Source organism: Streptomyces katrae (assembly GCF_000966975.1).
Taxonomy (GTDB): domain Bacteria; phylum Actinomycetota; class Actinomycetes; order Streptomycetales; family Streptomycetaceae; genus Streptomyces; species Streptomyces katrae.
In genome coordinates this window covers 1-26,101 of the sequence record NZ_JZWV01000145.1, presented here as the reverse complement: position 1 = coordinate 26,101, position 26,101 = coordinate 1, and the positions used below count along the sequence as shown (strand labels likewise).

The following is a 26,101-nucleotide window of genomic DNA, read 5'->3' as shown; positions in this document are numbered from 1 at the left end:
TCGCACCCTGGACGTCGGCCGTGCGGACGGCGTACCCGTCCATGGAGCTGTTGTCGAAGGGCGGGAGGGCGACGGGCACGGTGACGTCCTCGACCAGGACGCAGCCCTGGGCGTCGAGCAGCTGGAGCTCGATCGGCTCCAGGGGCCGGACGGCTGCGAGGACGTCCGCGAGGTGCTCGTCCACCGACCACAGGCGGTGGTGGCCGGTGTCCTGCGGTGCTCTGCTGCTCAAGGTGCTACATCTCCTCCGTGACGTAACGGTGAAGCCAGGTGCGGAACTCCGGGCCCAGGTCCTCACGCTCGCACGCGAGTCGGACGATGGCCCGCAGGTAGTCCCCCCGGTCCCCGGTGTCGTAGCGGCGGCCGCGGAAGACCACCCCGTGCACCGGGCCGCCCACGCTCTCGTCGGCGGCCAGCTTCTGCAGGGCGTCGGTGAGCTGGATCTCCCCACCGCGGCCCGGCTCGGTCTCCCGCAGTATGCCGAAGATCGCGGGGTGCAGGACGTAGCGTCCGATGACCGCGTAGTTGCTGGGCGCCTCGGCGGGCTCGGGCTTCTCCACGAGACCGGTGATGCGGACGACGTCGTCCTCGCCGGTCGCCTCGACGGCGGCGCAGCCGTAGAGGTGGACGTGGGCGGGGTCGACCTCCATCAGGGCGATGACGGTGCCGCCGGTGTGCTCGTGGACGTCGACCATCCGGCGCAGCAGGGGGTCGCGCGGGTCGATGAGGTCGTCGCCGAGGAGGACGGCGAAGGGCTCGTCGCCGACGTGCGGCTCGGCGCACAGGACGGCGTGGCCGAGGCCCCGGGGGTCGCCCTGGCGGACGTAGTGCATGGTGGCGAGGTCGCTGGACTCCTGGACCTTCTTCAGCCGGTCGTCGTCGCCCTTCGCGATCAGGGCGGACTCGAGCTCGTAGTTGCGGTCGAAGTGGTCCTCGAGGGGCCGCTTGTTACGTCCTGTGATCATGAGGACGTCATCGAGGCCGGCCGAGACGGCCTCCTCAACCACGTACTGGATGGCCGGCTTGTCCACGACCGGGAGCATTTCCTTGGGGGTCGCCTTGGTGGCGGGGAGGAACCGGGTACCAAGGCCCGCGGCCGGAATGACGGCTTTCTTGATCACGGGGTGCGACTGTGTCATGGGCAGAACCATAGTGGGTCGTACCGAACACCCAGCCAGATTCCGGTAAATAGATCCAACTCTGTCCCGATAGAAAAGGAAATGTGACCCAACTGTGGTAGAGAGCCTGTCCGGAATTCCCCCGTTCCCTCCCGAGAAGGCCGCCCTCCGCCGGGAACTCATCGCCGCCCGCCGGTCCTTGTCGCCCGAGTCGCGCCGTACGGCGGCCCGCGCGCTCGCGCGCTCCGCCCTGGCCCTGCCCGAGCTGGCGGGCGCGCGCACGGTGGCCGCGTACGTCTCCGTCGGCGCGGAACCGGGCACCCGGGAGCTGCTCGACGCACTGCGGGAGGCCGGGAAGCGGGTGCTGCTGCCCCTGCTGCTGCCCGACAACGACCTCGACTGGGCGGCGTACGAGGGCCCCGGCAGCCTCGCCGAGGCGGCGCACCCGGGGAAGATGCGGCTGCTGGAGCCTTCCGGGCCCCCGCTGGGTCCGCAGGCCGTCACCGGGGCGGACGCGGTGCTGCTGCCCGGGCTGGCGGTGGACCGGCGCGGAATGCGCCTCGGGCGCGGTGGCGGCTCGTACGACCGGGTGCTGGAGCGGCTGGAGCGGGCAGGCGCGCATCCGGCGCTGGTGGTGCTCCTCTACGACGAAGAGGTGGTCGCGCGGGTCCCGGAGGAACCGCACGACCACCCCGTCCAGGCGGTCGCCACCCCGTCGGGGGTGGTTCGCTTCACGCCCTGACCACGCTTGCCGGTCGCGGTGATCGCGGTGATCGCGGTCTGCTGATCACACCGGGCGGGTCAGCGCACCGCTCACGGCTTGAGCGTCAGCGTGTCCACTGTCGACTTGTCGACGGCGTCCTTTCCGAACGGCCAGTCCAGCAGCTCACCCTTGGCCCACAGGGTCGTCTGGTCCGTGTAGGTGCCGTCGTACGCGTGACCCGAGGCGCCGGTCAGGTTGATCCAGCGGGACTTGTCCAGGTCGTTGAGGTTGACGACCATCCGCATCGACGGCACCCAGGTGACGTCGTAGCCGCTGGACGCGTTCCAGCCGGTGGCGTTGACGGTGGCCTCGCCGCCGCCCAGGTTCCACGGGCCGCGGTTGAGGATCCACTGCATGAAGCCGGGGCCCTCCTTGCCGATGGTCTGGTTCTTCAGCGTCAGCTGGTGCAGCCGGCCCCAGCTCCAGGTCGACTGGTCCTTGCCGAGCTTGGCGGTCAGCTCCCAGCGGGCGTCCTCCATCGCCCGGGCGAAGAGCTCGTCGCGGGTCTTGATGGGCTTGTCGTGGACCGTCTTCGGGGTGGCCGTCCACCACGGCGACTTCTCGTCCTTGACCAGGCGGCGGACCACCTCGAACCAGCGGTCGCCGCCGTCCGGCTGCGCGGAGTCGGGGCCGCGGGTGCCGCATTCGCGGACGGTCTTGGCGAGGTCGTCGTTCGGGCCGGTGCCCTCCTCGATGACGTTCATGCAGCTGTCCGTGACGCGCAGCTCCTTCGGCATCTTGTCGCCGAACGCCAGCTTGAGGATGTTGCGCCAGACGGCGTTGAAGTACGCGGCCGCCGCCGAGTCGTTCTCCTGGGTGTAGTTCCAGCCCTCGAGCAGCTTCTGCGCCGAGCGCACGTCCGGGTCGGAGACCGGGATCTTGGCCAGCATCGGGGTCAGCAGCGCGGCGATCTCGCTGCTGTTGTCCATCTGCATGGTGCGCATGTCGTCGGTGGAGATCTTGCCGCTGTCCTTGATCTTCGCCTCGATGAGGTCGTTGATCCGCTGGCTGCGGGCGCCGTAGCCCCAGTCGGTGGTCAGGACGTACGGGTACTTGCCCGCGCCGGCCGGGCCGCTCGCGCCGGCAGCGGTGCCCGTGCCGGCGCCGGTGGCGGCGCCGGTGCCGGTGGCGCTGCCCGCGCCGGCCGCGGTCGCGGGCGCGGACTCGGTGACGGCCTGGTTGGCGGTGACGATGTAGCCGCGCTGCGGGTTGAGCTCCCAGGGCAGTTCGTTCTGCGGGATGTAGCCGGCGTTGCCGTCGCGGCCGCCCTTCCACGCGTACTTGGGGTCCCAGCCGGGGGCCGGCATGCGGCCGTCACCCTGGCCGCGGACCGGGATGCGGCCCGGGGCCTGGTAGCCGATGTTGCCGCTGGGGCCCTTGTTGTCGGCGTAGATCAGGTTCTGGGACGGGACCTCGAAGTCCGCGGCCGCGGCCCGGAAGCTCGCGAAGTCCTTGGCGCGGTCGAGCTTGAAGACGGCGTCCATCGACTTGCCCGGGTCCAGGGCGGTCCAGCGCAGGGCGACGGCGTAGCCGGTGCCGCGGTCGGGGGCCGAGCTCGGGACGGGGGCGCGGGATCCGACGGTCTCCAGCTGCTCGCTGCGGTCGGAGATCAGCGGTCCGTTGTTGGTGGTGCGGACGGTGATCTTCTTGCTCTTGCCGCCCGCGACCTTGATCTCCTCTTCACGGATGGTGAAGGGGACGACCTTGTTGTCGTAGACGTAGCCCTCGGGACGGACCTGCTCCAGGTAGAGGTCGGTCACGTCGGCGCCGAGGTTGGTCATGCCCCAGGCGATGTCGGCGTTGTGGCCGATGACCACGCCGGGCATGCCGGAGAAGGTGAAGCCGGCGACGTCGTACTGGCACTTCGCCGAGACCGCGCGGCAGTGCAGGCCCATCTGGTACCAGACCGAGGGGAGCTGCGGGGACAGGTGCGGGTCGTTCGCGAGCAGCGGCTTGCCGGTGGTCGTGTACTTGCCGGAGACGACCCAGGAGTTGGAGCCGATGCCGCTGCCGTTGGGGCCGAGGATGGCCGGGATGTCGTCCAGGGTCTTGGAGAGGGCGGTCAGCTGCGTGCGCAGGCCGACGGCCGCGCCCTGGGCGCTCGCGTTGTCGGCGAGGCCGGTGGCGGGGTTGGTTCCGCCGTTGGGGGTGGCCTGCGAGCCGGTGCCGGCGCCCGTGCCCGTGGTGGAGCCCGTGCCCGTACCCGCGCCTGCAGCGGTGCCGGTGGCGCCCGTGCCCGTCGAGGAGGAGCCGGCGCCCGCCGTGCCCTGCGGCGCGTACTTGCCGCCGGCGACGGTGCCGCCCTCGACGATCGGCTTGTTCCGGTCGAAGGGGTAGGCCGGGTAGAGCTCGTCGATCTGCGCCTGGGTGAGCTTGTTCGACATCAGCGAGCGGTCGATCTCGTCCTGCATGTTGCCGCGCAGGTCCCAGGCCATGGCCTTGAGCCAGGCCACCGAGTCGACCGGCGTCCACTGCTCGGGCTTGTAGTCGCTGCTGATCTTGAGGGCGGCGTGCTCGACGGAGAGGTCCTTGCCGGACTTCCCCTTCAGCCACGCGTTGACCCCGTCGGCGTAGGCCTGGAGGTACTTCTTCGTCTCGGGTGCGAGCTTCTTGTCGTACTCCTCCTGCGCCACCTGGCGCCAGCCGAGGGTGCGCAGGAAGGCGTCGGTCTCGACCTGGCCGGAGCCGAACATCTCCGAGAGCCGGCCGGAGGTCATGTGACGGCGTACGTCCATCTCCCAGAACCGGTCCTGCGCGTGCACGAAGCCCTGCGCGCGGAAGAGGTCCTCGTCGTTGTCGGCGTAGAGCTGCGGGATTCCGTGCTCGTCACGCTTGACGTCGACGGTCCCGGTCAGGCCGGGGACCTTGAGGGAGCCGGTGGTCTGCGGGAACGAAGCGCGCACGGTGTCCACGCTCCAGTACGCGCCGTAGCCGAGGCCCGCCAAGAGCGCCAGGACCAAGACGAGCACGAGCAGGCGTGCGCGTCGTCCCTTCTTCTTGACGGAAGGTCCGGATTCTTTGGCGGGCATCGCTGTCCTTCGAGGGGCAGGGTGGTCCTGGGAGTGCTGGGAGCAACCATAGGCGCAGGACCGCCTCCGTTGATCCGCCAGGGGTCAAGGTCCGTAGGACAGGGGCGAACTGCCGTTTCACAATGTGGGTATCGCGTAAAGAGTCCGTCAAAGATTAGGTAAGGTAACGAAGCACTTGCCGAATACGCCGCCGGTGGAACGTTCCGCCGGGCGCGCTTTGAGGAAAGGGCCGCCCACTGACTGTCCACACGCTCAATGAGCTCCTGCTGGTCTGCTCGCTCGTGCTGCTCGTCGCCGTGGCGGCGGTACGCATCTCTTCACGCAGCGGCCTCCCCAGCCTGCTCATCTACCTCGGCATAGGCATCGCGATAGGCCAGGACGGCATAGGCAACGTCGTATTCGACAACGCCGAGCTGACGCAGGTCATCGGTTACGCCGCGCTCGTCGTCATCCTCGCCGAGGGCGGTCTGGGCACGAAGTGGAAAGAGATCAAGCCGGCCCTGCCGCACGCGGTCGCCCTGTCGCTGGTCGGCGTCGCGATCAGCGTGGGCGTCACCGCCGCCGGCGCGCACTACCTGGTCGGACTCGAATGGCGGCAGTCGCTGCTGATCGGTGCGGTCGTCTCGTCGACCGACGCCGCGGCGGTCTTCTCGGTACTGCGCAAGGTCCCGCTCCCCTCGCGTGTGACGGGTGTGCTGGAGGCCGAGTCCGGCTTCAACGACGCACCCGTCGTCATCCTGGTGGTGGCCTTCGCGACGGTCGGGCCGGTGGACCCCTGGTACGTGCTGGTCGGGAAGATCGCGCTGGAGCTGGCGATCGGCGCCGCGATAGGCCTGGCGGTGGGCTTCCTGGGGGCGTACGGGCTGCGGCACGTGGCCCTGCCGGCTTCCGGTCTGTACCCGATCGCGGTGATGGCGATCGCCGTGTCCGCGTACGCGGCCGGCGCGATGGCGCACGGCTCCGGGTTCCTCGCGGTGTACCTGGCGGCGATGGTGCTGGGCAACGCGAAGCTGCCGCACTGGCCGGCCACGCGCGGGTTCGCGGACGGGCTGGGGTGGATCGCGCAGATCGGCATGTTCGTGCTGCTGGGCCTGCTGGTGACGCCGCACGAGCTGGCCAAGGACTTCTGGCCCGCTGTGATCATCGGACTGGTGCTGACGATGGTGGCGCGGCCGCTGGAGGTGTTCGTCAGCCTGCTGCCGTTCCGGGTCGCGTGGCAGGAGCAGGTGCTGATGTCGTGGGCGGGGCTCCGCGGCGCCGTGCCGATCATCCTGGCGACGATCCCGATGGTGACCGGGATCGAGGGCAGCGACCGGGTCTTCAACATCGTCTTCGTGCTCGTCGTCGTCTACACGCTGGTGCAGGGGCCGACCCTGCCCTGGCTGGCGCGCAAGCTGAACCTGCGCGAGACCGGTGAGGCCGCCGCCGACCTGGGCATCGAGTCGGCGCCGCTGGAGAAGCTGCGCGGACACCTGCTCTCCTTCGCGATACCCGAGGCCTCGCGGATGCACGGCGTGGAGGTCGGCGAGCTGCGGCTGCCGGCCGGGGCCTCGGTGACCTTGGTCGTCCGGGACGCGAAGAGCTTCGTGCCGGCGCCGTCGACGGTGCTGCGCCGGGGGGACGAGCTGCTGGTGGTGGCCACTGATCCGGTGCGGGACGCGGCGGAGGCGCGGCTGCGGGCGGTGGCACGCGGGGGCAAGCTCGCGGGGTGGCTGGGCACCAGTGGCGGAACGTCACTCTAGGTGCCGGAGGGTGGCCGTCTGAGCCCGTCCGAGCGGCGATTTTCGGTTAGAGCGTCATTCTAATTGGACCGGTTTCGGTGGCTTGCCACCGGCCTTGCCCCCATTTCAGAGGGGTAGGAATGCGAAGTTCCAGTTAATCGCAGGTGAAGACATGCCTTGTCACCGTAATCACAGGGCGTGGTAGGGGATTCCCCTGTACGATGAAGGCACACCAGATCGAACCAACTCTGCCTGACGCAGAGCTGGCGCGACCGCAAAGCGGCCGTGGCACCCTCCCGCAGTGGGCGCCCAGGTATCACTCGGTTCTGCGCAAGAGGACAGCTCTCGGGGCTCCCACATGTACGGGTGCGGCCGCTCACAAAGCGGCCGGCCGTCCGCAGACGGGGACGCTCTACCAGGCAGCGGAAAGGCCAGGCCGTGACATCCGCGGTCACGACCGACAAGTCCGTCCGACCCGGCTACGGGCAGCTCCTGCGCACGCCCGGCGCCCTCTCCTTCGTCCTCCCCGGCTTCGCCGCCCGACTGCCCTTCGGCATGCTGACCATCAGCATCCTGCTGCTCGTCCAGCACGCCACCGGCTCCTACGGCGACGCCGGCATCGTCTCCGCCGTCACCGGCGTGTCCATGGCCCTGTTCGCCCCGGTCATGGGCAAGCTCACCGACCGCCGCGGCCAGAGCGCCGTCCTCGTGCCGGTCGTCCTCGCCCACGCCACGGCGGTCTCCACGCTGACCGCGCTGGCCCTCCTCGGCGCCCCGCTGTGGGCGCTCGCGCTGGCCGCCGTCCCGGCCGGCGCCTCCGTCCCGCAGGTCGGACCCATGGTCCGGACCCGCTGGGCGGCCAAGCTGGAGGGCTCGCCGCTGCTGCCGACGGCGGCCGCGTTCGAGTCGGTCACCGACGAGTTCACCTTCGTCGTCGGCCCGGTGCTCGCCACCGCGCTGTGCACCGGCGTCCACCCGGCGGCCGGCCTGGCCACCGAGGCGGCCCTGACCCTGCTCGGCGGCCTGTTCTTCGCCGCGCAGCGCTCCACCGAGCCGAAGACCGCCCCGCAGGCGGCCCACGGCGAGAAGCACGCCTCGGCCCTGTCCTTCCCCGGCCTGCGGGTCCTGATCGTCGCGTTCCTCGGCATCGGCGCCGTCTTCGGCGGCATGCAGGTGTCCCTCACCGCCTTCGCCAGCGAGATCGGCAACCCGGGCGCCAACGGCCTGCTGTACGGCGTCTTCGCGGCCGGCAACATGATCGCGGGCATCACCATGGGCGCCGTGGCCTGGAAGATCGGCCCGCGCCGCCGCCTGATCCTGGGCTACGTCGGCCTGACCGTGGCCGCCTCGGTCCTGTGGGCCGTGAACTCGGCCGTGCTGATGGGCGCGGTCGGCCTGGTCGTCGGCCTGTGCATCGCCCCCGCGCTGATCACCGGCTACACGATGATCGAGCAGCTGGTCCCGGCCGCCTCGCGCACCGAGGCCTTCACCTGGCTGACCGGCGCGGTCGCCTTCGGGCAGGCGGTCGCGGTGATCGTGGCCGGCCGACTGACGGACGCGCACGGTTCCTCGTACGGCTTCCTGGTCCCGCTGGGCGCCACCGCGCTGGCGCTGGCCACGCTGGTGGCCCTGCGCGCGAAGCTGGCGCCGAAGGCCCCGAGCCGCGTCGTGAACTCTTCCGCGCCGGCCGCCACCACGGCGGAGCCGGCCGGGCGGGAGCACGCGAACGAGCGTGGGATCGGTCACCGCACGCCCGTGACGGTGGACTGATCCGCCGGAATACGTCACCATGGAGCGTCGTTAGCACTCATTGAGTCAGAGTGCCAGGAGGAAATTCGTGCCGACCTACCAGTACCAGTGCACCGAGTGCGGTGAGGGCCTTGAGGCCGTGCAGAAGTTCACCGACGAAGCGCTGACCGTGTGCCCGAGCTGCGACGGACGCCTGAAGAAGGTGTTCTCCGCCGTGGGCATCGTGTTCAAGGGCTCCGGTTTCTACCGGAACGACAGCCGTGGCGCCTCGTCGAGCAGCACGCCCGCCTCGAAGTCGTCGTCCTCGTCGTCCACGACGACGTCGACCGCTTCGGCCCCGGCCGCCGCGTCCTCCTCGACCTCTTCGAGCACGGGCGGCAGCTCCAGCTCGGCCGCCTGACCTCTCACATCCTCCGCAAGGCCCCGCTCGCCCTCCTGGGCGGCGGGGCCTTGCGCGTCCCCCGTTAGGGTGGCCGCATGGTGAACGCAGAGATCGGTGTAATCGGCGGCTCGGGCTTCTACTCCTTCCTGGAGGACGTCTCCGAGGTCCAGGTCGAGACCCCCTACGGGCCCCCGAGCGACTCCCTGTACCTGGGCGAGCTGGCCGGCCGGCAGGTGGCGTTCCTGCCGCGGCACGGGCGCAGCCACACCGTGCCGCCGCACAAGATCAATTACCGGGCCAACCTGTGGGCGCTGCGCTCGGTCGGCGTACGGCAGGTGCTGGGCCCGTGCGCGGTGGGTGGCCTGCGGGCGGAGTACGGGCCGGGCACGCTGCTGGTCCCGGACCAGCTGGTCGACCGTACGAAGTCCCGTGTGCAGACCTTCTTCGACGGGGAGCCGCTGCCGGACGGGAGCGTCCCGAACGTCGTGCACACCACCTTCGCCGACCCGTACTGCCCGGTGGGGCGCTCCGTGGCGCTCTCGGCGGCGCGGGGGCGGGAGTGGGAGCCGGTGGACGGCGGCACCATGGTCGTCGTCGAGGGGCCGCGGTTCTCGACGCGTGCGGAGTCGCAGTGGCACGCGGCGGCCGGCTGGTCGGTGGTCGGCATGACCGGGCACCCGGAGGCGGTCCTCGCACGTGAGCTGGGGCTCTGCTACACCTCGATGGCGCTGGTGACGGACCTGGACGCGGGTGCCGAGACGGGTGAAGGGGTCTCGCACGCGGAGGTCCTGAAGGTGTTCGGCGAGAACGTCAGCCGGTTGCGCGAGGTCCTCTTCGACGCCGTGGCGGCCCTGCCGGCGACCGAGGACCGCGACTGCCTGTGCACCCACGCCCACGACGGCTGGGACCTGGGCATCGAACTGCCGTAGGGACGGTACGGGCGGGCTGCAGCCCGCCCGGAGTCGCGCTGGGACGCGGGGCCGGGGCGCGTAGGCCCTCAGGGGCCGCGGTCCGGGGTTGGCGAGCGGCGCACGTCGGCCGGGGAATCGTTTCCTCGGCCGGTGTCACGTTCCGCGGGGTTGTCCTGTCTCCCTGGCGAAGGGGTCGAAGGGACCCCCCTTCCGGAAGAGGCCGGCCATGCCCCGCATCTCGCTCACCCCGCCCCGCACCCTGCTGATGCGCCTCGTCGCCTGGTATTCGCGCCGGACCTACGGCAAGGTGCTCGACCCCGGCCAGGCGTACGGGCACCACTCGCGCGTGCTGTTCGCGTACCTCCGGCTGGAGCAGCGGGCGGCTAAGTGGAACCGGCTCGACGCCGGGCTGAAGCACCTCGCCGTGATGGCCTGCGCCGCCCGGATCAACTGCTCGTGGTGCATGGACTTCGGCTATTGGGAGGGCCACGAGCTGGGGCTGTCGCCGGAGAAGATCGAACGTGTGCCGCGGTGGCGTGAGGACCGGGAGGTGTTCACCGAGCTGGAGCTGCTGGTCATGGAGTACGCGGAGGCGATGACCGAGACCGAGCCGGCTGTCACCGACGAGATGGCGGCCGAGCTCGTCGCACGGCTGGGCGAGGCGGCGTTCGTCGAGCTCACCGCCGTGGTCGCGCTCGAGAACTGGCGGTCGCGGGTGAACAGCGCCTTCGGTCTGACCAGCCAGGGGTTCTCCGAGGCCTGCCGGGTGCCGGGCCGGTCCTGAGCCGTCCGCGGGAGGTTCCTTACCCCTGCGGGTGAACGGGTTGTCCACAACCTGGGGATCGTCCACAGGCCCGGGCGAGGCCTGGTGAGGAGGCGGATCGTGGGAGGGTCCGGGCACCGGCCCGGGCACCGGATCTCGACCCTTTCGGCGGTGATCAGCATGTCCTCGACCTCTTCCGGCTCCCCCGCTTCCCAGACCTCCCCTCCGTCCTCCTCCGCCTCCTCCGCGTCCTCGGCGTGTTCCTCCACCTCCTCCGCGTGCCGCCCGGCGCGCCCGGTACCCCCGTTCCCGCCGTTGCGCGTGGGCCGTGCGCGGGGGCGGCTGGGCCGTGCGGTGCGCCGCAAGCGCCGGGTGGCCTCGGCCGGGCTGGCCGTGGTGGCGGCCGCCCTGGCGGTGGGCGGGACGGACGCACAGGCCTCCCGGGGTACGGCACCGCCCGAGGTGAAGCCGGCGCCCGCGGCGGTGCGCCTGGTGTCGGCTCCGGTGCGCATCGCGGACGCGGCCACGGTGCGGCTGCTGCGGCCCGGGGACCGGGTCGACGTGGTGGCGGCGGAGCGTGCCGGTCCGCCGAGGGTGGTGGCGTCGGGGGCCCGGGTGGCCGAAGTCCCGGCGCCCGAGAAGGGTTTGGGGGACGGTGGGGCGCTGGTGGTGCTGTCGGTGCCCCGGGACACGGCGCGGGCCCTGGTGGGGGCCGGTGCGGTGGCGCGGCTGGCGGTGACGTTGTGCTGATTCGTACTGGCGCACAGTTGAGTCGCTCTGGGGTGAGCGCCGATTGGACATGGCGTGCCGTCACTGCCGTAGCTTTCGGAACCGTTGGCTCCGTGTACAGCAGTGACGAAGAGAGGCTCAGTCGTGAGCGAGAAGAAGAAGGAGAGCGTCCTGGCGGGCTTCAAGGCCTTCCTGATGCGCGGCAACGTGGTGGACCTGGCCGTGGCCGTGGTCATCGGCGCCGCGTTCACGAACATCGTGAACTCGATCGTGAAGGGCATCATCAGCCCGCTTGTGGGCGCCATCGGCACCAAAAACCTGGATGTCTACACCTCGTGCCTGAAGGCACCTTGTGGGGTGGACGCCAAGGGCGAGCCGACCGGCGTCAACATCATGTGGGGTTCGGTCCTGAACGCGACGCTCACCTTCCTGATCACCGCGGCGGTCGTCTACTTCCTGATGGTCCTGCCGATGGCCAAGTACCTGTCCCGGCAGGAGGCGCGCCGCAAGGCCCGGGAGGGCGTGAAGGAGACCATCGAGATCACCGAGCTGGAGGTCCTCAAGGAGATCCGGGACACGCTGGTCTCGCAGCGCAGCGGGAACGGCGAGAGCGCCAGGACGCCGGGGGCCCGCGACGCGGTCTGACCGCCGCGGCGGATCAGATGTGGTGCGGGGGCTTCTCGTCGAGGAAGCGGGCGAGGTCGGCCGCGCTTCCGCCGGCGGGGGGCCGCTCGCCCCAGCCCCGGTCGGTGTCGTCCGAGGACTGCTGGTCGAGCGGATCGTCGAAGACCAGCTTCGGCCTGGGCTTCGGGGTCGGTGTGGGTTCGGGCTTCGCCCCGACTGTGGGCTCGGGGGACTGTGGGTCTGAGGCGGGGGCGGTGCTCATGGCTCAAGGGTACGGCCGCCCCGGCCTCGGCTCCGGGCCCGGAACGGGGGCCCGGCCGCGGCCCCGTCCCCGGACCGGGGTCGGACAAGGATCCGGCCTCGGGCTGGTGCCCGGGCTTCGGCCGGCGACCGGGCCTGGGTCTGGTCCAGGGCTTGGTCCGGGGACCGGGCCTGGGCCGGGGTCAGCTGGGGGCCTCCGCGCCCTTGCGGGCGTAGAACCACCAGCAGACCGCGAGGCAGGTCGCGTAGAAGCCGATGAACATCCACAGGGCGTTCGTGACGGAGATGGCCGCGAACATGGCGGGGATGAAGAAGAAGCCGTAGGCGGCGATGGCGGACGAGAAACCGGTGACGGCGCCCGCCTCCATCTCCGACTGCTTCAGCGCGGCTGCCTGCGCCTCGGGGCCCTGGCCCTGGGCCTGGCGCATGTGCTGCTCCCGGAAGATCACCGGGATCTGCCGGAAGGTCGATCCGTTGCCCAGCCCGGAGAAGGCGAAGGCCGCCAGGAAGCCGATGAAGAAGGCCCAGAAGCTGCCCTGGTCTCCGCCGGCCGGCAGCGCGAAGATCACCACTACCAGGGCGGCGGCCATGCCGACGAACGACAGCATGGTCACTCTGGCGCCGCCGATCCGGTCGGAGAGCCAGCCTCCGGCCCAGCGCATGAGCGCGCCGATGAAGGGGCCGATCCAGGCGTAGGTGGTCGCCTCGTATCCCTGCGCCTCGAAGTTGTTCTTGATGAGCAGCGGCAGGCCGGCGGCGAACCCGATGAAGGACCCGAAGGTGCCGACGTACAGCCAGGTCATCAGCCAGTTGTGCTTGCGCCTGAAGATGATCTTCTGCTGGCTGAAGGGGGCCGCGGCCACCTTCAGGTCATTCATCAGGAACCAGGCGAGCAGCGCCATGATGACCAGGAGCGGCACCCAGAGGAAGGCTCCGTTCTGGAGCCAGATGTCCGTGTTCTGCTTCGCGTCGTGCTGCGGACCGCCCGCCGGGGGCCCCAGCACGGCGGCGGTGACCACGAGGGGCGCGACCAGCTGGACGACGCTCACGCCGAGGTTGCCGAGGCCCCCGTTGAGGCCGTTGGCACTGCCTTTCTCCCGCTTGGGGAAGAAAAAGCCGATGTTGGCCATGGAGGAGGCGAAGTTCGCGCCTCCGATGCCGCAGACGGCGGCGATGAGCGCGAGTTCCCAGTAGGGGGTGCCGGTGTCCTGGAGTGCGAAGCCCAGCCAGAGCATGGGGGCGACCAGGACGAGCGTGCTGAAGGCGGTGAACTTCCGCTCGCCGAAGATGGGGCCGATGAAGGTGTACAGGATGCGGAAGGTGCCGCCGGTGATGCCGGGGATGGCGGTCAGCCAGAACAGCTGCGACTTGGAGAAGCCGAAGCCGACGTCGTTCAGCTTGACGACGGTGACCGACCAGACCTGCCAGACCACGAAGCCGAGCATCAGGGCCGGGATGGAGATCCAGAGGTTGCGCTGGGCGACCCGGCGGCCGGTGATCTGCCAGAAGCCCTCGTCCTCGGGCCGCCAGTCCCCGATGACGGCACCCGGCTTGTAGGTCTCCTTGCGGTGCGAGCGGACCGCGGACGGGGTGGGCGTCGGGAGGGACATGGTCATCGGTCCTTCGGGTCGAGGAGCCACAGGGCGATCACGACGAGGAAGGACAGGATCAGGAATCCCGCCCCCCACCAGGCGGTGGCCGTGTTGCCCTTCATCCATTCGTTGACGGTCACGGTCAGCGCCCAGAGTTGTCCGATGACGACCGTGAGGGCGAGCGCGAGACGGGCGTTGAGCTTCGAGGAGCGCTCCGGTTCCTGTTCGGTGCCGGCGCCCGGGCCGGGGCCGGTGCGCCGGATCCGCGGGTCGCCGTAGCCGCTGGTGGGGCGGATCTGGGGATACCGCTCGTGCACGGGCCGGTTCAGTCGTGGCTGGGCGCTTCCCGGGTGGTATTCGGGCCGTGGGGGCAGCTGGGGGTCGCTCATGTCCGCCTGCTCTCGGTGGCGCCGGCCGTGCCGGGGCAGCCCAGGCGCCGTGCCGCCTCGGGGCGGGAGTCGCCGAACTGCCGGCAGAGGGCGTCCTTGGCGGTCTCTCCCGACCGGGCGGTGGCGATGGCCCAGACGCTGCCGTCGGCGCGTTCGGTGAGGAAGATCCTGGGGAGGGGGCGGGGCGGCGGCCCGGCGGTGACCTCACCGGTGCGGGCGTCGAAGACGCCTTCGTGGCAGGGGCAGTACAGCTCGCCCTCGGAGCCCCGGTCCTCGCGCCACAGGACGGCGCAGGCCAGGTGGGTGCAGACAGCGGAGTAGCCGACGAGGCTTCCGTCGGCGAGCCGGACGGCGAGGGCTCGGTCCTCGTCTCCGGGGAAGCGGAAGGCCACGGACTGGCCGGGGGCGAGTGCGTCGGTGACCTTCTTGGGTTCGGGCAGGTGCTCGCTGTCGCCGTGCCGGTGCAGGATGCCGGCGGCTACGCCGACTCCGCCGATGGCGAGGCCGCCGGAGACGGTGGCGACGATCCGCAGGTAGTCGCGGCGGGTGGTGAGGGAGTCGGCGCTGATCCGGTCGCGCAGCTGTGCTGCGGCGGCGTCCCCGTCGGCATCGCCGGCGGGGCCCTGGCCGGGCTGTGGAGCGGGCTGTTCGGTGACGCTCATCGCACATCCACCCCGTTGACTTCGACGACGGGCAGGCCGCCGGGGACGGGCCACTGGACCTTGTCGGCGGGGACGACCATGGCGACGCCGGTGGAGACGACCACGTCGCCGAAGGCGAAGGAGTCGGCGACCTGGACGCCGGGGCGTTCGGCCTGGAGCTCTTCGAGGGTTCCGTAGAAGAGGGCGCCGGTCGGGCAAACCGTGGCGCACATGGGGGCCAGGCCGTAGGCGGTGCGGTCGTAGCAGAGGTTGCACTTCATCTGGAGCTTCGCCTGGAGGTCGATCTTCGGGACGCCGAAGGGGCAGGCGTTGACGCAGTTGGCGCAGCCGATGCAGCGGGTGGTGTCGGCCTGTTGGACGACGCCGTCGGCGGTGACGAGGATCGCGTCGGCGGGGCAGACCTCGGCACACGGGGCGACCGGGTCTTCGCAGTGCATGCAGACGGTCGGCAGGGAGGCGACGGACTGGCCGGGGTCGCTGTAGTCGAGGTGGATCATCGACTTGCCGCGGTGCGAGTCGCATTCGCGGCAGGCGGAGACGCAGGCCTGGCAGCCGATGCAACGGCCGGGGTCGATGAAGATCGTGCGGCCCATCATGGCGGCGTCAGCTCCTCTCCGCGGTGCCCCGGCCCTGCGGGGACGTGGGCGGCAGGGGGTCGGTGCGGGAGGCCTGGGCCTCCTTGTAGGCCTGGTGGCCGGGGGGCATGGGGGGTGCGGGGACGTCGTCGACGCGCTCTGCGGACTCGATGCGGGCGGCGCAGACCTTGTACTCGGGGATCTTCGATCGGGGGTCGAGGGCGTCGATGGTCAGGGCGTTCGCGGCCGTGGGGACCGGCCAGTGGTAGGGGATGAAGACGGTGTCGGGGCGGATGGCCTCGGTGACGAGGGCGGGGAAAACCTCGTTGCCGCGGCGGGTGATCACCCGGACCGGGTCGCCGTTGTGGAAGCCGTGGCAGGGGTGGACCTCGACCCAGGGGCGCGGGGTCTGTTCGACGAGGGCGCCCAGGCGGCGGGTCTGGTTTCCGGAGAGGAAGTGCGCGACGGTGCGGCCGGTGGTGAGGGAGAGGGGGAATTCCTCGGTGTAGGCGTCCATGGGCGGGTGCCATTCCACGACCTGCATGTGGATCTTGCCGTCGGGGTGGTAGGTCCGGCCGTCCTCGAAGAGGCGTGGGGTGCCGGGGTGGTCGGTGGTGGGGCAGGGCCAGGCGATGCCGCCGGTGGCGTCCAGGCGGTCGTAGGTGATGCCGTAGTAGTCGTTGACGGTGCCGGCGGAGGCGATGCGGAGTTCTTCGAACACCTCGCGGGAGCCGGGGAAGTCGAAGTGGTGGCCGGCGCCGAGCCGGCGGGCGAGTTCGCAGAGGACCCATGTGTCGGTGCGGACGCCGGCGGGGGGTTCCTGGGCCTTGTTGTGCTTGACGACGCGGGCTTCGGCGTTGGCCATGACGCCTTCGTCCTCGGCCCAGGTGGTGACGGGGAACACGACGTGGGCGTTGGCTGCGGTCTCGGAGAGGAAGAAGTCGAACTGGGCGTGGAATTCGGCGGTGTCGTAGCCGGCCTTGACCACGGCGTAGTTGGGGAGGGAGACGAAGGGGTTGTTACAGATGCCGATGAGGCCGCGGATCTCCTTGCGCTGCATCTGCCAGACCATCTCCATCATGGAGGTTCCGGCTCCGGGGAGTTCGGATTCCTCGATGCCCCAGATGCGGCAGATCTGGGCCCGGTGTTCCGGGTTGGTGATGGAGCGGCCTCCGGGGAGGAGGTCGGATTTCTGGCCGTGTTCGCGGCCGCCCTGTCCGTTTCCCTGGCCGGTGATGGTGCCGTAGCCGGCGCCGGGTCTGCCGAGGTTGCCGGTGGCGGTGCACAGGTTGATGACGGTGAGGCAGTTCTCGACGCCCTGGGAGTGGTGTTCGATGCCGCGGGCGTGCCAGGCCATGGCGTTGCCGGCGGTCGCGAAGACGCGGGCGACCTGGGTGATCTGTTCGGCGGGGATTCCGCAGATCTCGGCGGCGCGGGCGGGCGGGTAGTCGGCGACGGTCTTCTTGACCTCGTCCCAGCCGGTGGCGTGGGCGGCGAGGTAGGACTCGTCGGTGAGCCCTTCGGCGACGATCACGTGCAGGAGGGAGTTGAAGAAGGCCGAGTCCGTTCCGGGCCTGAGGGCGACGTGGATGTCGGCGGTGCGGGCGATGGCCGTCTCGCGCGGGTCGATGACGATCAGGGTGGCGCCCCGGTCGCGTGCGCCCCACAGGTACTGGGTCATCACGGGGAAGCACTCGCCGATGTTCGACCCGGCGATGAGCAGGCAGTCGGTGAGCAGGATGTCGGAGAAGGGGTTGCCGGCGCGGTCGATGCCGAAGGCGAGTTTGTTGGCGCCCGCGGCGCTGACCATGCAGAGGCGGCCGTTGTAGTCGACGTGTCTGGTCTTGAGGGCGACGCGGGCGAACTTGCCGACGAGGTAGGTCTTCTCGGAGAACAGGCTGGCGCCGCCGAGCAGCCCGAAGGCGTCATTGCCGTAGGTGCTCTGGATGCGGCGGATCTCGGAGACGGTGAAGTCGAGTGCCTCGTCCCAGGAGGCTTCCCTGAACTCCTCGTCGCGTGAGCGGCGCATGAGCGGTGCGGTCAGCCGGTCGGGGTGGTTGACCTGCTGGTAGGCGTTGAGGCCCTTGGGGCACATCCGCATCCGGTTGATGTCGTGGTTGCGGGGTTCGACGCCGAAGACCTTGCCGCCGTGGTCGACGCGCAGGTACATGCCGCACTGCACGCCGCAGAAGCAGCAGTGGGTGGGGACGAGGGTTTCGCCGTTCTGGTCGGCGTGCCAGCGGTCTGCGGGGAGGCCGCCGGCGTCGCGGAAGTTGCGGGTGCCGGGCGGGGCGATGGCCGGGTCGAGGGGCAGGGGGGCCGGCTTGGCGGGGTCCGTCGCGGTCACTTGAAGCCCTTCTTGACGTGGGTCAGGTAGGCGTTGCCGCGCAGGATCCGCTTGCAGCGGGGGCAGTACTCGACGAAGGCGTTGAAGTCGAGGCGCAGGTCGCGCATGGTGCCGCGCAGGTTCTCCACGTACGGGGTGGTGTCGATGGGTTCGCCGCAGCGTTTGCAGGCGAAGACCTGCTCGTCCTGGCGGGCGGTGTACTTGAACAGCTGCATGCCGACGGCGGCCGGGCGCTGGACGATGTGGAAGAACTTCCCGAAGGGGATGTAGATGAGGGTGAAGACGACCGACACCATGTGGAGGATGGCCAGGAACTCGTAGCCTCCGCCGTGTAGGAAGATCGAGGAGAAGGTGAGCAGGAGTCCTGTCACCGAGATCACGATGAGGCAGATCAGCGGGAGCAGGTCGTAGGCGAAGCGCTGGCCGGTGATGGCTCCGCGGTCCTTCATGCGGCGCCACAGGAAGTACGAGGCTCCGGGGATGACGAGGACTGCGGCGATGTCCAGGCCGTGGAACATCAGCCAGCCGAGGATGTTCAGCGAGTTGAAGCCGAGGACCTTGATGCCCCAGATCCGCATTTCGTAGCCGGGGCCCGAGCCGCTGCCGGAGGTGAAGGTGAACCAGCCCCAGGTGAGGGGGAAGGTGATCGCCGCAGCCAGCAGGCAGCCCCAGAAGATGAGCTGGTGGGCGGCCCAGCGGGCGCGGGAGCGGGCGCCGAGGAACTTCTGGAAGCCGAGGTAGGTGGTGATCATCCGGGGCAGGGCGGTGGGTGCCTTTTTGAAGTTGGCGGCTGAGAAGAAGCTGCCGAAGCCCTTTTTGAAGAGGCGGCGCGCTCCGGGTGCGGAGACCCAGACGGTGTACCGGTAGGCCACGCCGAAGGCCAGGAAGACGGTGGCGACGGCGTAGGGCAGCAGGGCTGAGTCGAAGTCCCGCAGGAGGCGGCTGCCGAGCACGATCGCGGTGATGAGCAGGAGGGACACGGCCGTGCCGGCGAGGGTGGCCCGTGCGGCGACGGACCGGCCGGCCGGCGGCGCGGGCTCGGGTGCGCCGGGCGGGCGTGGCGGGGCTGCGGCGCGTACTTCTGTGGGCTCGGACACAGCACCACGCTAGGCGGTCTGTACCGTTTTAGCCCGTTATGTGGAGTTCACGGTTGCTCCGGACGGGTCATACGGCCCGCAGTCCGCGGGAGGCGAAGACCGCCTTGGCGTCGGCCACCTGTCGGGCGGAGGGCGACGGTGTGCCGTGGAGGGTGAAGGGCATGCCCAGGGCGTCCCACTTGCTCTCGCCCAGCTTGTGGAAGGGCAGGACGTCGACCCTGGTGATGTTTCCGAGGCCGGCGGCGAACGCGGCGACCCCGTCGACGTTCTCGCGGGCGTCGGTGAGGCCGGGGACCAGCACGAAGCGCAGGTGCACCTCTTTGCCCAGGTCGGCGAGGCGGCGGGCGAAGTCGAGGGTGGGTTCGAGCGGGCGGCCGGTGACGTGCCGGTAGGTGTCGCGGTCCCAGGACTTGATGTCGAGCAGGACGAGGTCCACGTCGCGCAGTAGGGCGTCGGTGGCTCGGGCGCCGAGGAAGCCGGAGGTGTCGAGGGCGGTGTGGAGGCCGAGCTCGTGCTTCATGCGGTGCAGGAGTTCGCCGGCGAAGACGGGCTGGAGCAGCGGTTCGCCGCCGGAGACGGTGGCGCCGCCGCCCGAGGCGGAGATGAAACGGGTGTATTTGCGGGCCTCGGCGATGACGTCGTCGGCGGAGGTGCGCGTCCCGCTGCGCATGCGCATGGTGTCGGGGTTGTGGCAGTACAGGCAGGTCAGGGGGCAGCCGGCGAGGAAGGTCACGAACCGGGTGCCGGGTCCGTCGACTCCGGTGGAGAGGTCCCAGGAGTGCACGGAGCCCTCGCTGGGGCGTTGTGTCACGGCGGCGGCCGGGGTGCGGCCGCAGCTGGCGGGCGCGGTGGCGGCGTCCGCGGGGCCGACGGGGAGGCTTGTACCGAAGAGGACGGTCATGGCGGGTGCTCCAGACGTGTTCCGGTGTCCGATGGAGGCGGCCCCCTGGGCCCCGCCCGCCCCGCGCCGGCCGGCGGGGGCCGATGCCGGGCGAAGGGTGGCGGGTGGCCGGGGGCGGGCGGTCAGAGGGAGCCGTGGAAGGTGCGGTTCAGGACGTCCAGCTGCTGGTCGCGGGTGAGGCGGACGAAGTTGACCGCGTAGCCGCTGACGCGGATGGTCAGCTGCGGGTACTTCTCCGGGTGTTCCATGGCGTCCATGAGGGTGTCGCGGTTCAGGACGTTGACGTTCATGTGGAAGCCGTCGACCGCCATGTAGCCGTCGAGGACGCCGGCGAGGTTGCGGATCCGCTCCTCGGGGGTGCGGCCGAGGCCGTCGGGGGTGACCGTGTTGGTGAGGGAGATGCCGTCCTCGGCGTCCTCGTAGGGGAGCTTGGCGACGGACAGTGCCGAGGTGACGTAGCCGTGGGTGTCGCGGCCGTTCATCGGGTTGGCGCCCGGGGAGAACGGCTCGCCGGCGCGGCGGCCGTCGGGCGTGTTGCCGGTCTTCTTGCCGTAGACCACGTTCGAGGTGATGGTCAGCACGGACTGGGTGTGTTCGGCCCCGCGGTACGTCTCGTGCTTGCGGATCTTGCGCATGAACTCCTCGACCAGGCCGACGGCGATCGCGTCGACGCGGTCGTCGTTGTTGCCGTAGGCCGGGTAGTCGCCCTCGACGACGTAGTCGGTGGCGAGGCCGGTCTCGTCGCGTACGGCGGTGACCTCGGCGTGCTTGATGGCGGACAGAGAGTCGGCGGCGACCGAGAGGCCGGCGATGCCGCAGGCCATGGTGCGGCGGACGTCGCGGTCGTGGAGGGCCATCTCGATGCGCTCGTAGGCGTACCGGTCGTGCATGTAGTGGATGACGTTCAGGGCGTGGACGTAGGTCTCGGCGAGCCACTCCATCTGCGCATCGAACCGTTCCATGACCTCGTCGTAGTCGAGGACTCCGGGGGACGGGGCGGGGGTGCGGGGGCCGACCTGGGCACCGGACTGCTCGTCACGGCCGCCGTTGATGGCGTAGAGCAGGGTCTTGGCGAGGTTCACGCGGGCGCCGAAGAACTGCATCTGCTTGCCGACGGGCATCGCCGACACGCAGCAGGCGATGGCGGTGTCGTCGCCGAAGCGGGGGCGCATCAGCTCGTCGGACTCGTACTGCACGGAGGAGGTGTCGATGGAAACGCGGGCGCAGAACTCCTTGAAGCCCTGCGGCAGGCGCGGTGACCAGAAGACGGTCATGTTCGGCTCGGGGGCCGGGCCGAGGTTGTAGAGGGTCTGCAGGTAGCGGAAGGAGGTCCTGGTGACGAGCGGGCGTCCGTCCTCGCCCATGCCGGCGATGGACTCGGTGACCCAGGTCGGGTCGCCGGAGAAGAGCGCGTCGTACTCCGGGGTGCGCAGGAAGCGGACGATGCGGAGTTTGACGATGAAGTCGTCGACGAGTTCCTGGGCCGCCTCCTCGGTGAGGAGGCCGGCTTCGATGTCGCGCTGAAGGTATATGTCGACAAAGGTCGAGGTGCGGCCGAGTGACATGGCTGCGCCGTTCTGCTCCTTCACGGCGGCCAGGTAGGCGAAGTACAGCCACTGGATGGCCTCGCGGCCGGTGCCGGCGGGGCCGGAGATGTCGTGGCCGTAGGAGGCGGCCATCGCCTTGAGTTCGGCGAGGGCGCGGATCTGCTCGGCGAGCTCCTCGCGCAGGCGGATGGTCTCCTCCAGGGAACGCCCGCCCGCGGGGAAGGCGTTCAGCTCGTCCTTCTCCTCCTTCTTGGCGGCGATGAGGCGGTCGACGCCGTAGAGGGCGACGCGGCGGTAGTCGCCGATGATGCGGCCGCGGCCGTAGGCGTCGGGGAGGCCGGTGATCACGCCGGCCTTGCGGGCGGCGCGGATCTCGGGGGTGTAGGCGTCGAAGACGCCGGCGTTGTGGGTCTTGCGGTACTCGGTGAAGACCTTCTCCAGCTCCTCGGAGACCGGGTAGCCGTAGGTGTCCAGGGCGCCGGCGACCATCCGCCAGCCGCCGTTGGGCATGATGGCGCGCTTGAGCGGGGCGTCCGTCTGGAGGCCGACGATGAGGTCCTTGTCGCGGTCGACGTAGCCGGGGGCGTGGGCGGTGATCGTCGACGGGATGTCGTACGCGACGTCGTAGACGCCCTTCTCGCGTTCCTGGGGGAACTTGTCGGTGAGGGAGTTCCACACGGCGGTGGTGCGCTCGGTGGGGCCGGCGAGGAAGGCGGCGTCACCCTCGTAGGGGGTGTAGTTCCGCTGGATGAAGTCGCGGACGTCGATGGCGTCGCGCCAGAGACCGCCCTTGAAGCCGTCCCAGGCTCCGGTGTGCATCGTGGTTTCCGCAGGGGTGGCAGTCATGGCCGGCACCTTCCGAGTCGCCTCATTGCTTGTCTCCATTGCACGCCTTTTGATCGATCATTTGGTGCCGCGATGGTCCCGAGTCGGGGACCGAAGGTCCTGCGAGTGGGGCGGCCGGGTCCTCTCGCACCACCTCTGAGCTGGGGCTTCGGCGGGAGGCCAAGGTCCCTCGTGCGTTTGTGAAAGCATTCACAAATACCTGCGCGAGGCGCCCGAAAGTCCGATGATCCGACGCATCGCCGCGCCTGTGGACATCCCGGCGCCCCGCACCGGCGGCCCCGCGCAGCATGGAGGCGTGGGAGCGGGGCCGGCGTGAGGGGGCGCGGGTCAGCTGGGGGCTTCTGCGCCGGGCCGGGCGTAGAACCACCAGGCCACGACCACGCAGCTCGCGTAGAAGGCCACGAACCCCCACATCGCACTGGTCACGGCGAAGTTGGCGAACATCGCCGGGATGAAGAAGAACCCGTAGGCGGCGATACCCGCGGTGAAGCCGGTCACCGCACCGGATTCGATCTCCGCCTGCTTCAGGGCCGCCGCGTACTGCGGGGTGCCCTCCGTCAGACCCTTCAGGTGCTGGCCCCGGAAGATCACCGGGATCTGCCGGAAGGTCGAGCCGTTACCGATGCCGGAGAAGAAGAACGCAGCCAGGAAGCAGAGGAAGAAGCCGTGGAAGGAACCCGAATCCGAGCCGCCGGGCAGGAAGTTGATCACACCGATGATCGAGGCGCCCATACCGGCGAAGGACAGGATCGTCACCCGGGCCCCGCCCAGCTTGTCGGCGATCCAGCCGCCCGCCCAACGGGCCAGTGCGCCCAGCGCCGGGCCCATCCAGGCGTAGGTGGCCACCGAGTAGGCCGGGAAGGTGGTCTTGATGAGCAGCGGCAGCGCCGCCGCGAAGCCGATGAAGGAGCCGAAGGTGCCGATGTAGAGCCAGGTCATCAGCCAGTTGTGCTTGCGCCTGAAGATGATCTTCTGCTGGCTGAAAGGGGTGGAGGCGACCTTGAGGTCGTTCTGCCCGAACCAGGCCACGGCCGCGAGCACGATCACCACCGGCACCCAGACGAAGGCGGCGTTCTGGAGGTAGATCTCCGAACCGTTCGCCTTCTTCTGGCCCGCGCCGATCGCCAGCACCGACGAGGTGATCAGGATGGGGGTCAGCAGCTGGACGACGGAGACGCCCAGGTTGCCGAGGCCTCCGTTGATGCCGGTCGCGTTGCCCTTCTCCTTCTTCGGGTAGAAGAAGCCGATATTGGCGAGGGAGGAGGAGAAGTTCGCGCCGCCGATTCCGCAGAGCGCGGCGATCGCGACCATCGTGCCGTAGGAGGTCTGCGGGTCCTGCACGGCGAAGCCGAGCCAGAGCAGCGGAACGATCAGCACCAGCGTGGAGAGCGCGGTGAAGCGGCGCTGGCCGACCATCGGGCCGAGGAAGGTGTAGAAGACGCGGGCGGTGCCGCCGGTGACACCGGGGATCGCCGTCAGCCAGAACAGCTGGGACTGGGAGAAGCCGAATCCGACGTCCTTCAGGTTGGTCGCCGTGATGCTCCAGACCTGCCAGACCACGAAGGCCACCAGGAGAGCCGGGACCGCGATCCACAGGTTGCGGGTGGCGACCCTCTTGCCCGTGGACTGCCAGAAGGACGGATCCTCGGGTGCCCATCGGGTAATGGTGCGGCCCGGCCGGTACTGCGCCGGGTCGGCCTGTACCTCCGGCGCTTGCTGGGTTGCGGTACTCATGGCGTCGTCCTGAACGTCGAGGAGGGGCGTGACCCTTCCAGGCTCTTCCCGCGGGGGTGGCGGGCGTCAGGGGCGAACGTCGTGGGGACGGCGGGACAAGGTCCTGCCGGGGGCAGTGCGTTGGTCGGTCCGCCGGGCCCCGCGTCCGCCCGGGGTACCCGTGCGGGGCGAGCAGCGCGCCTTGGCTGCCGGGCCGCCCGGCCCTGGTGTGCTGGGCGGTATGACGTACGTACCGATGACCGCCCGCAGCCGCGTCGAGGGCCACCGGACCGCGACCACCCTGGAGCTGTTCTTCGACCTCTGCTTCGTCGTCGCGATCGCGCAGGCGGGCCAGCGGCTGGTGCACGCGCTGGCGGAGGGGCATCCGGGCGGCGGGGTGGTCGGCTACTTCTTCGTCTTCTTCGGCGTGTGGTGGGCGTGGATGAACTTCACGTGGTTCGCGTCCGCCTACGACTGCGACGACGTGCCCTACCGGGTCACGACGCTCGTGCAGATCGCCGGTGTGCTCGTCTACGCGGCCGGGGTGGGCCGGGCCTTCGACACGAACGACTGGACGGTGGCCGTCATCGGCTACCTGATCATGCGGGTGGCGCTGACGGCGCAGTGGCTGCGGGCGGCTGCCGGGGAGAGCGGGGCGGCGCGGAGCGCGGCGCTGAAGTACGCCGCCGGGCTGGTGCTGTGCCAGGCGGGGTGGGTGGCGCTGCTGTTCGCGCCGGACGCATGGAAGCGCTGGCTGTTCCTGGTGCTGGTGGTGGCGGAGCTGCTGGTGCCGGTGGTGGCCGAGAGCGGGCACCAGACGCCGTGGCACGCCCACCACATCGCGGAGCGGTACGGCCTGTTCACCATCATCGTGCTGGGCGAGACGATCGCCGCGAGCACGGTGGCGGTGAAGTCGGCGATCGACGAGCACGATGCGCTGGGGGTGCTGCTGCCGATCGCGGCGGGCGGGCTGCTGATCGTCTTCGCCGCGTGGTGGATCTATTTCGCGGTGCCGGTGCACGAGCGGCTGACCTCCAATCGGGAGGCCATCCCGTGGGGCTACGGCCATCTTCTGATCTTCGCTTCGGGTGCGGCGATCGGAGCGGGCATCGAGGTGGCGGTGGAGCACGCGGTCGGCAATGCGCACATCTCGCAGGTGGCGGCGAACGCGGCCGTGACCGTCCCGGCGGCGGTGTTCCTGCTGATGGTGTGGCTGCTGCACTCGCGGCACTTCAAGCGGGGGACCGCCCAGCAGCTGGTGCTGCCGCTGACCTCGGTCGCGATCCTCGCCTGTACCTGGGCGGGTTCGTACGCCGTCCTGTACGCGGGTCTGGTCGCGGCGGCCGCGGTGGTGGCGGGGACGGCCCTCGTGGCGCGTTCCGCGCCGGCCGCCGGCTGAGGCCGTGGGTCCGGGGCCGTCACCCGCGCGGCGCCGACACCGTTCTCCAGCGCAGGACGCCACGCGACGGGCGACAGCAGAGAGGTACCTCGGATGACACTCCCCTCACAGAGACTCGGAACCGGCCCCGGCGGGGAACTGGCCGAGCCCGGCTTCTGGCAGCGGCCGCCCGCCGACCGCCTCGCGGCCTTCGCCCGGCTGCGTGCCCTGAACTCCCCCGTGTTCGTCCCGGAGGGCGGCGGACGGGGCGGCGGCCACTGGGCGCTCGTGCGGCACGCGGACGTGCAGGAGGCCAGCCGGCTGCCCAAGGTGTTCGCGAGTGCTCCCGGGGTGACCACGCCGGAGCCGGCGCGGTGGGTGCGGGCCCTGTTCGGGGACTCGATGGTCAACCTGGACGGCCCGGACCACGCGCAGCTGCGGAAGATCGTGCAGCGGGCGTTCACGCCCCGGCTGCTGGCGGCGGCGGAGCAGGACATCCACGCGGTGGCGGCGCGGATCGTGGACGACGTCCTGGAGCGGCGGCCCGACGAGTTCGTCTCGGCGGTGTCCTCGCGGCTGCCCCTGGAGGTCATCTGCAACATGATGGGGATCCCGGAGCGCTACCGGGCGGAGATCGCCGACCGGGTCAACCACGCCTCGGAGAACATCGGTGTGGAGCGCGGTCTGGCGTCGCGGCTGCGGATGCCCGGGCGGGGCCTGAGGGCGCTGGCGCGGATGCAGCGGATGGTGGCGGGCATCGGGCGGGAGCGGCGCCGCAACCCCTCCGACGACCTGATCTCGGCGCTGGTCTGCGCGAACGTGGACGGGCAGGCGCTCGGGGCCCGCCAGTTGGGGGCCTTCTTCAGCCTGCTGATGGTGGCGGGGGTGGAGACCACCCGCAACGCCATCACCCACGGCCTGACCCTGCTGACCGACTTCCCCGCCCAACGGGACCTGCTGCTGTCGGACTTCGAGAAGTACGCGGACGGGGCGGTGGACGAGAC

At 70.4% G+C, this 26,101-nt stretch carries 22 protein-coding genes and 1 pseudogene; 10 read left to right on the top strand and 13 right to left on the bottom strand.

Translation table 11 applies throughout. From position 1 onward, the window contains the following. Together VR44_RS07470 and galU are read right to left on the bottom strand one after the other, a co-directional pair. Nucleotides 1–298, bottom strand: a pseudogene (locus VR44_RS07470) (hypothetical protein); the annotation flags it as partial. Further along, nucleotides 237–1,139 (bottom strand): UTP--glucose-1-phosphate uridylyltransferase GalU, encoded by a 903-nt coding sequence (galU, locus tag VR44_RS07465; protein ID WP_045946583.1) that lies wholly within the window; start codon nucleotides 1,137–1,139, stop codon nucleotides 237–239. The pseudogene VR44_RS07470 and the gene galU, both read right to left, overlap by 62 nt. Before the next feature lie 94 nt (nucleotides 1,140–1,233). Here galU and VR44_RS07460 point away from each other — a divergent pair, with 94 nt between their 5' ends. After that, nucleotides 1,234–1,860: a 5-formyltetrahydrofolate cyclo-ligase gene (locus VR44_RS07460; RefSeq protein ID WP_094191475.1), complete on the top strand. Its 627-nt coding sequence runs from the start codon at nucleotides 1,234–1,236 to the stop codon at nucleotides 1,858–1,860. A gap of 71 nt (nucleotides 1,861–1,931) precedes the next feature. Here the strand turns inward: VR44_RS07460 and VR44_RS07455 are convergent, their stop codons facing one another. Beyond that, nucleotides 1,932–4,910 carry a penicillin acylase family protein gene (locus VR44_RS07455; RefSeq protein WP_045946582.1) on the bottom strand — a complete coding sequence of 993 codons (2,979 nt, stop codon included), beginning with the start codon at nucleotides 4,908–4,910 and terminating at the stop codon, nucleotides 1,932–1,934. 281 nt (nucleotides 4,911–5,191) lie between these two features. On the opposite strand from VR44_RS07455, the gene VR44_RS07450 reads away from it, so the two are divergent. From VR44_RS07450 to mscL, 7 genes are all read left to right on the top strand, one after another. Beyond that, nucleotides 5,192–6,652: a potassium/proton antiporter gene (locus VR44_RS07450; RefSeq protein WP_045946581.1), complete on the top strand. Its 1,461-nt coding sequence runs from the start codon at nucleotides 5,192–5,194 to the stop codon at nucleotides 6,650–6,652. A 417-nt stretch (nucleotides 6,653–7,069) separates the two neighbouring features. Beyond that, nucleotides 7,070–8,401 carry an MFS transporter gene (locus VR44_RS07445; protein WP_045946580.1) on the top strand — a complete coding sequence of 444 codons (1,332 nt, stop codon included), beginning with the start codon at nucleotides 7,070–7,072 and terminating at the stop codon, nucleotides 8,399–8,401. 67 nt (nucleotides 8,402–8,468) lie between these two features. Then, nucleotides 8,469–8,780 carry an FmdB family zinc ribbon protein gene (locus VR44_RS42320; RefSeq protein ID WP_094191473.1) on the top strand — a complete coding sequence of 104 codons (312 nt, stop codon included), beginning with the start codon at nucleotides 8,469–8,471 and terminating at the stop codon, nucleotides 8,778–8,780. A gap of 77 nt (nucleotides 8,781–8,857) precedes the next feature. Continuing rightward, a complete protein-coding gene (locus VR44_RS07440; RefSeq protein WP_045946579.1) occupies nucleotides 8,858–9,691 on the top strand; it encodes an S-methyl-5'-thioadenosine phosphorylase in 834 nt (277 codons plus the stop codon). Nucleotides 9,692–9,899: 208 nt separating this feature from the next. Continuing rightward, nucleotides 9,900–10,457: a carboxymuconolactone decarboxylase family protein gene (locus VR44_RS07435; RefSeq protein WP_045946578.1), complete on the top strand. Its 558-nt coding sequence runs from the start codon at nucleotides 9,900–9,902 to the stop codon at nucleotides 10,455–10,457. Nucleotides 10,458–10,757: 300 nt separating this feature from the next. Further along, nucleotides 10,758–11,186, top strand: a complete 429-nt coding sequence (locus tag VR44_RS07430) for a hypothetical protein (protein WP_425424487.1) — start codon at nucleotides 10,758–10,760, stop codon at nucleotides 11,184–11,186. Between the two features lie 123 nt (nucleotides 11,187–11,309). Further along, a complete protein-coding gene (gene mscL, locus VR44_RS07425) occupies nucleotides 11,310–11,810 on the top strand; it encodes a large conductance mechanosensitive channel protein MscL (protein ID WP_094191472.1) in 501 nt (166 codons plus the stop codon). 13 nt (nucleotides 11,811–11,823) lie between these two features. Here mscL and VR44_RS07420 read toward each other — a convergent pair whose 3' ends face one another. From VR44_RS07420 to VR44_RS07375, 10 genes are all read right to left on the bottom strand, one after another. Further along, nucleotides 11,824–12,051 (bottom strand): hypothetical protein, encoded by a 228-nt coding sequence (locus VR44_RS07420; RefSeq protein WP_045946577.1) that lies wholly within the window; start codon nucleotides 12,049–12,051, stop codon nucleotides 11,824–11,826. A gap of 181 nt (nucleotides 12,052–12,232) precedes the next feature. Further along, nucleotides 12,233–13,660 (bottom strand): NarK family nitrate/nitrite MFS transporter, encoded by a 1,428-nt coding sequence (locus VR44_RS07415; protein ID WP_045946576.1) that lies wholly within the window; start codon nucleotides 13,658–13,660, stop codon nucleotides 12,233–12,235. A gap of 2 nt (nucleotides 13,661–13,662) precedes the next feature. Continuing rightward, nucleotides 13,663–14,031 (bottom strand): hypothetical protein, encoded by a 369-nt coding sequence (locus tag VR44_RS07410; RefSeq protein WP_045946575.1) that lies wholly within the window; start codon nucleotides 14,029–14,031, stop codon nucleotides 13,663–13,665. Next, nucleotides 14,028–14,693, bottom strand: coding sequence for a QcrA and Rieske domain-containing protein (locus VR44_RS07405; protein WP_045946574.1), 666 nt, complete (start codon nucleotides 14,691–14,693; stop codon nucleotides 14,028–14,030). The genes VR44_RS07410 and VR44_RS07405 overlap by 4 nt, the downstream gene beginning before the upstream one ends. Beyond that, nucleotides 14,690–15,289, bottom strand: coding sequence for a 4Fe-4S dicluster domain-containing protein (locus VR44_RS07400; protein ID WP_045946573.1), 600 nt, complete (start codon nucleotides 15,287–15,289; stop codon nucleotides 14,690–14,692). Before VR44_RS07400 ends, VR44_RS07405 begins: the two co-directional genes overlap by 4 nt. A 7-nt stretch (nucleotides 15,290–15,296) precedes the next feature. Continuing rightward, complete coding sequence (locus tag VR44_RS07395) at nucleotides 15,297–17,615, bottom strand: molybdopterin oxidoreductase family protein (RefSeq protein WP_045946572.1); 2,319 nt, start codon at nucleotides 17,613–17,615, stop codon at nucleotides 15,297–15,299. After that, nucleotides 17,612–18,712, bottom strand: coding sequence for a hypothetical protein (locus tag VR44_RS07390; RefSeq protein WP_045946571.1), 1,101 nt, complete (start codon nucleotides 18,710–18,712; stop codon nucleotides 17,612–17,614). The genes VR44_RS07395 and VR44_RS07390 overlap by 4 nt, the downstream gene beginning before the upstream one ends. A 67-nt stretch (nucleotides 18,713–18,779) precedes the next feature. Continuing rightward, entirely contained in the window at nucleotides 18,780–19,613 is an 834-nt protein-coding gene (pflA, locus tag VR44_RS07385) for a pyruvate formate-lyase-activating protein (RefSeq protein WP_045946570.1), read from the bottom strand. Between the two features lie 122 nt (nucleotides 19,614–19,735). Then, the gene (pflB, locus tag VR44_RS07380) at nucleotides 19,736–22,006 is read right to left on the bottom strand and encodes a formate C-acetyltransferase (protein ID WP_045946569.1); all 2,271 of its coding nucleotides are present in this window, start codon (nucleotides 22,004–22,006) and stop codon (nucleotides 19,736–19,738) included. Nucleotides 22,007–22,333: 327 nt separating this feature from the next. After that, entirely contained in the window at nucleotides 22,334–23,740 is a 1,407-nt protein-coding gene (locus tag VR44_RS07375; RefSeq protein ID WP_094191471.1) for an MFS transporter, read from the bottom strand. Nucleotides 23,741–23,960: 220 nt separating this feature from the next. On the opposite strand from VR44_RS07375, the gene VR44_RS07370 reads away from it, so the two are divergent. Next, nucleotides 23,961–25,118: a low temperature requirement protein A gene (locus VR44_RS07370; protein ID WP_245691628.1), complete on the top strand. Its 1,158-nt coding sequence runs from the start codon at nucleotides 23,961–23,963 to the stop codon at nucleotides 25,116–25,118. Nucleotides 25,119–25,211: 93 nt separating this feature from the next. Next, nucleotides 25,212–26,101 (top strand): cytochrome P450 family protein (locus VR44_RS07365; protein ID WP_045946568.1); only part of this gene is annotated, 890 nt, incomplete at its 3' end.

What these genes read in the sequence shown, in the direction of transcription:
- galU (WP_045946583.1), bottom strand. Translation starts at nt 1,139, where the DNA reads ATGACACAGTCGCACCCCGTGATCAAGAAAGCCGTCATTCCGGCCGCG.
- VR44_RS07455 (WP_045946582.1), bottom strand. Translation starts at nt 4,910, where the DNA reads ATGCCCGCCAAAGAATCCGGACCTTCCGTCAAGAAGAAGGGACGACGC.
- VR44_RS07440 (WP_045946579.1), top strand. Translation starts at nt 8,858, where the DNA reads ATGGTGAACGCAGAGATCGGTGTAATCGGCGGCTCGGGCTTCTACTCC.
- VR44_RS07435 (WP_045946578.1), top strand. Translation starts at nt 9,900, where the DNA reads ATGCCCCGCATCTCGCTCACCCCGCCCCGCACCCTGCTGATGCGCCTC.
- VR44_RS07420 (WP_045946577.1), bottom strand. Translation starts at nt 12,051, where the DNA reads ATGAGCACCGCCCCCGCCTCAGACCCACAGTCCCCCGAGCCCACAGTC.
- VR44_RS07415 (WP_045946576.1), bottom strand. Translation starts at nt 13,660, where the DNA reads ATGTCCCTCCCGACGCCCACCCCGTCCGCGGTCCGCTCGCACCGCAAG.
- VR44_RS07410 (WP_045946575.1), bottom strand. Translation starts at nt 14,031, where the DNA reads ATGAGCGACCCCCAGCTGCCCCCACGGCCCGAATACCACCCGGGAAGC.
- VR44_RS07405 (WP_045946574.1), bottom strand. Translation starts at nt 14,693, where the DNA reads ATGAGCGTCACCGAACAGCCCGCTCCACAGCCCGGCCAGGGCCCCGCC.
- VR44_RS07400 (WP_045946573.1), bottom strand. Translation starts at nt 15,289, where the DNA reads ATGATGGGCCGCACGATCTTCATCGACCCCGGCCGTTGCATCGGCTGC.
- pflA (WP_045946570.1), bottom strand. Translation starts at nt 19,613, where the DNA reads ATGACCGTCCTCTTCGGTACAAGCCTCCCCGTCGGCCCCGCGGACGCC.
- pflB (WP_045946569.1), bottom strand. Translation starts at nt 22,006, where the DNA reads ATGACTGCCACCCCTGCGGAAACCACGATGCACACCGGAGCCTGGGAC.
- VR44_RS07375 (WP_094191471.1), bottom strand. Translation starts at nt 23,740, where the DNA reads ATGAGTACCGCAACCCAGCAAGCGCCGGAGGTACAGGCCGACCCGGCG.
- VR44_RS07370 (WP_245691628.1), top strand. Translation starts at nt 23,961, where the DNA reads ATGACGTACGTACCGATGACCGCCCGCAGCCGCGTCGAGGGCCACCGG.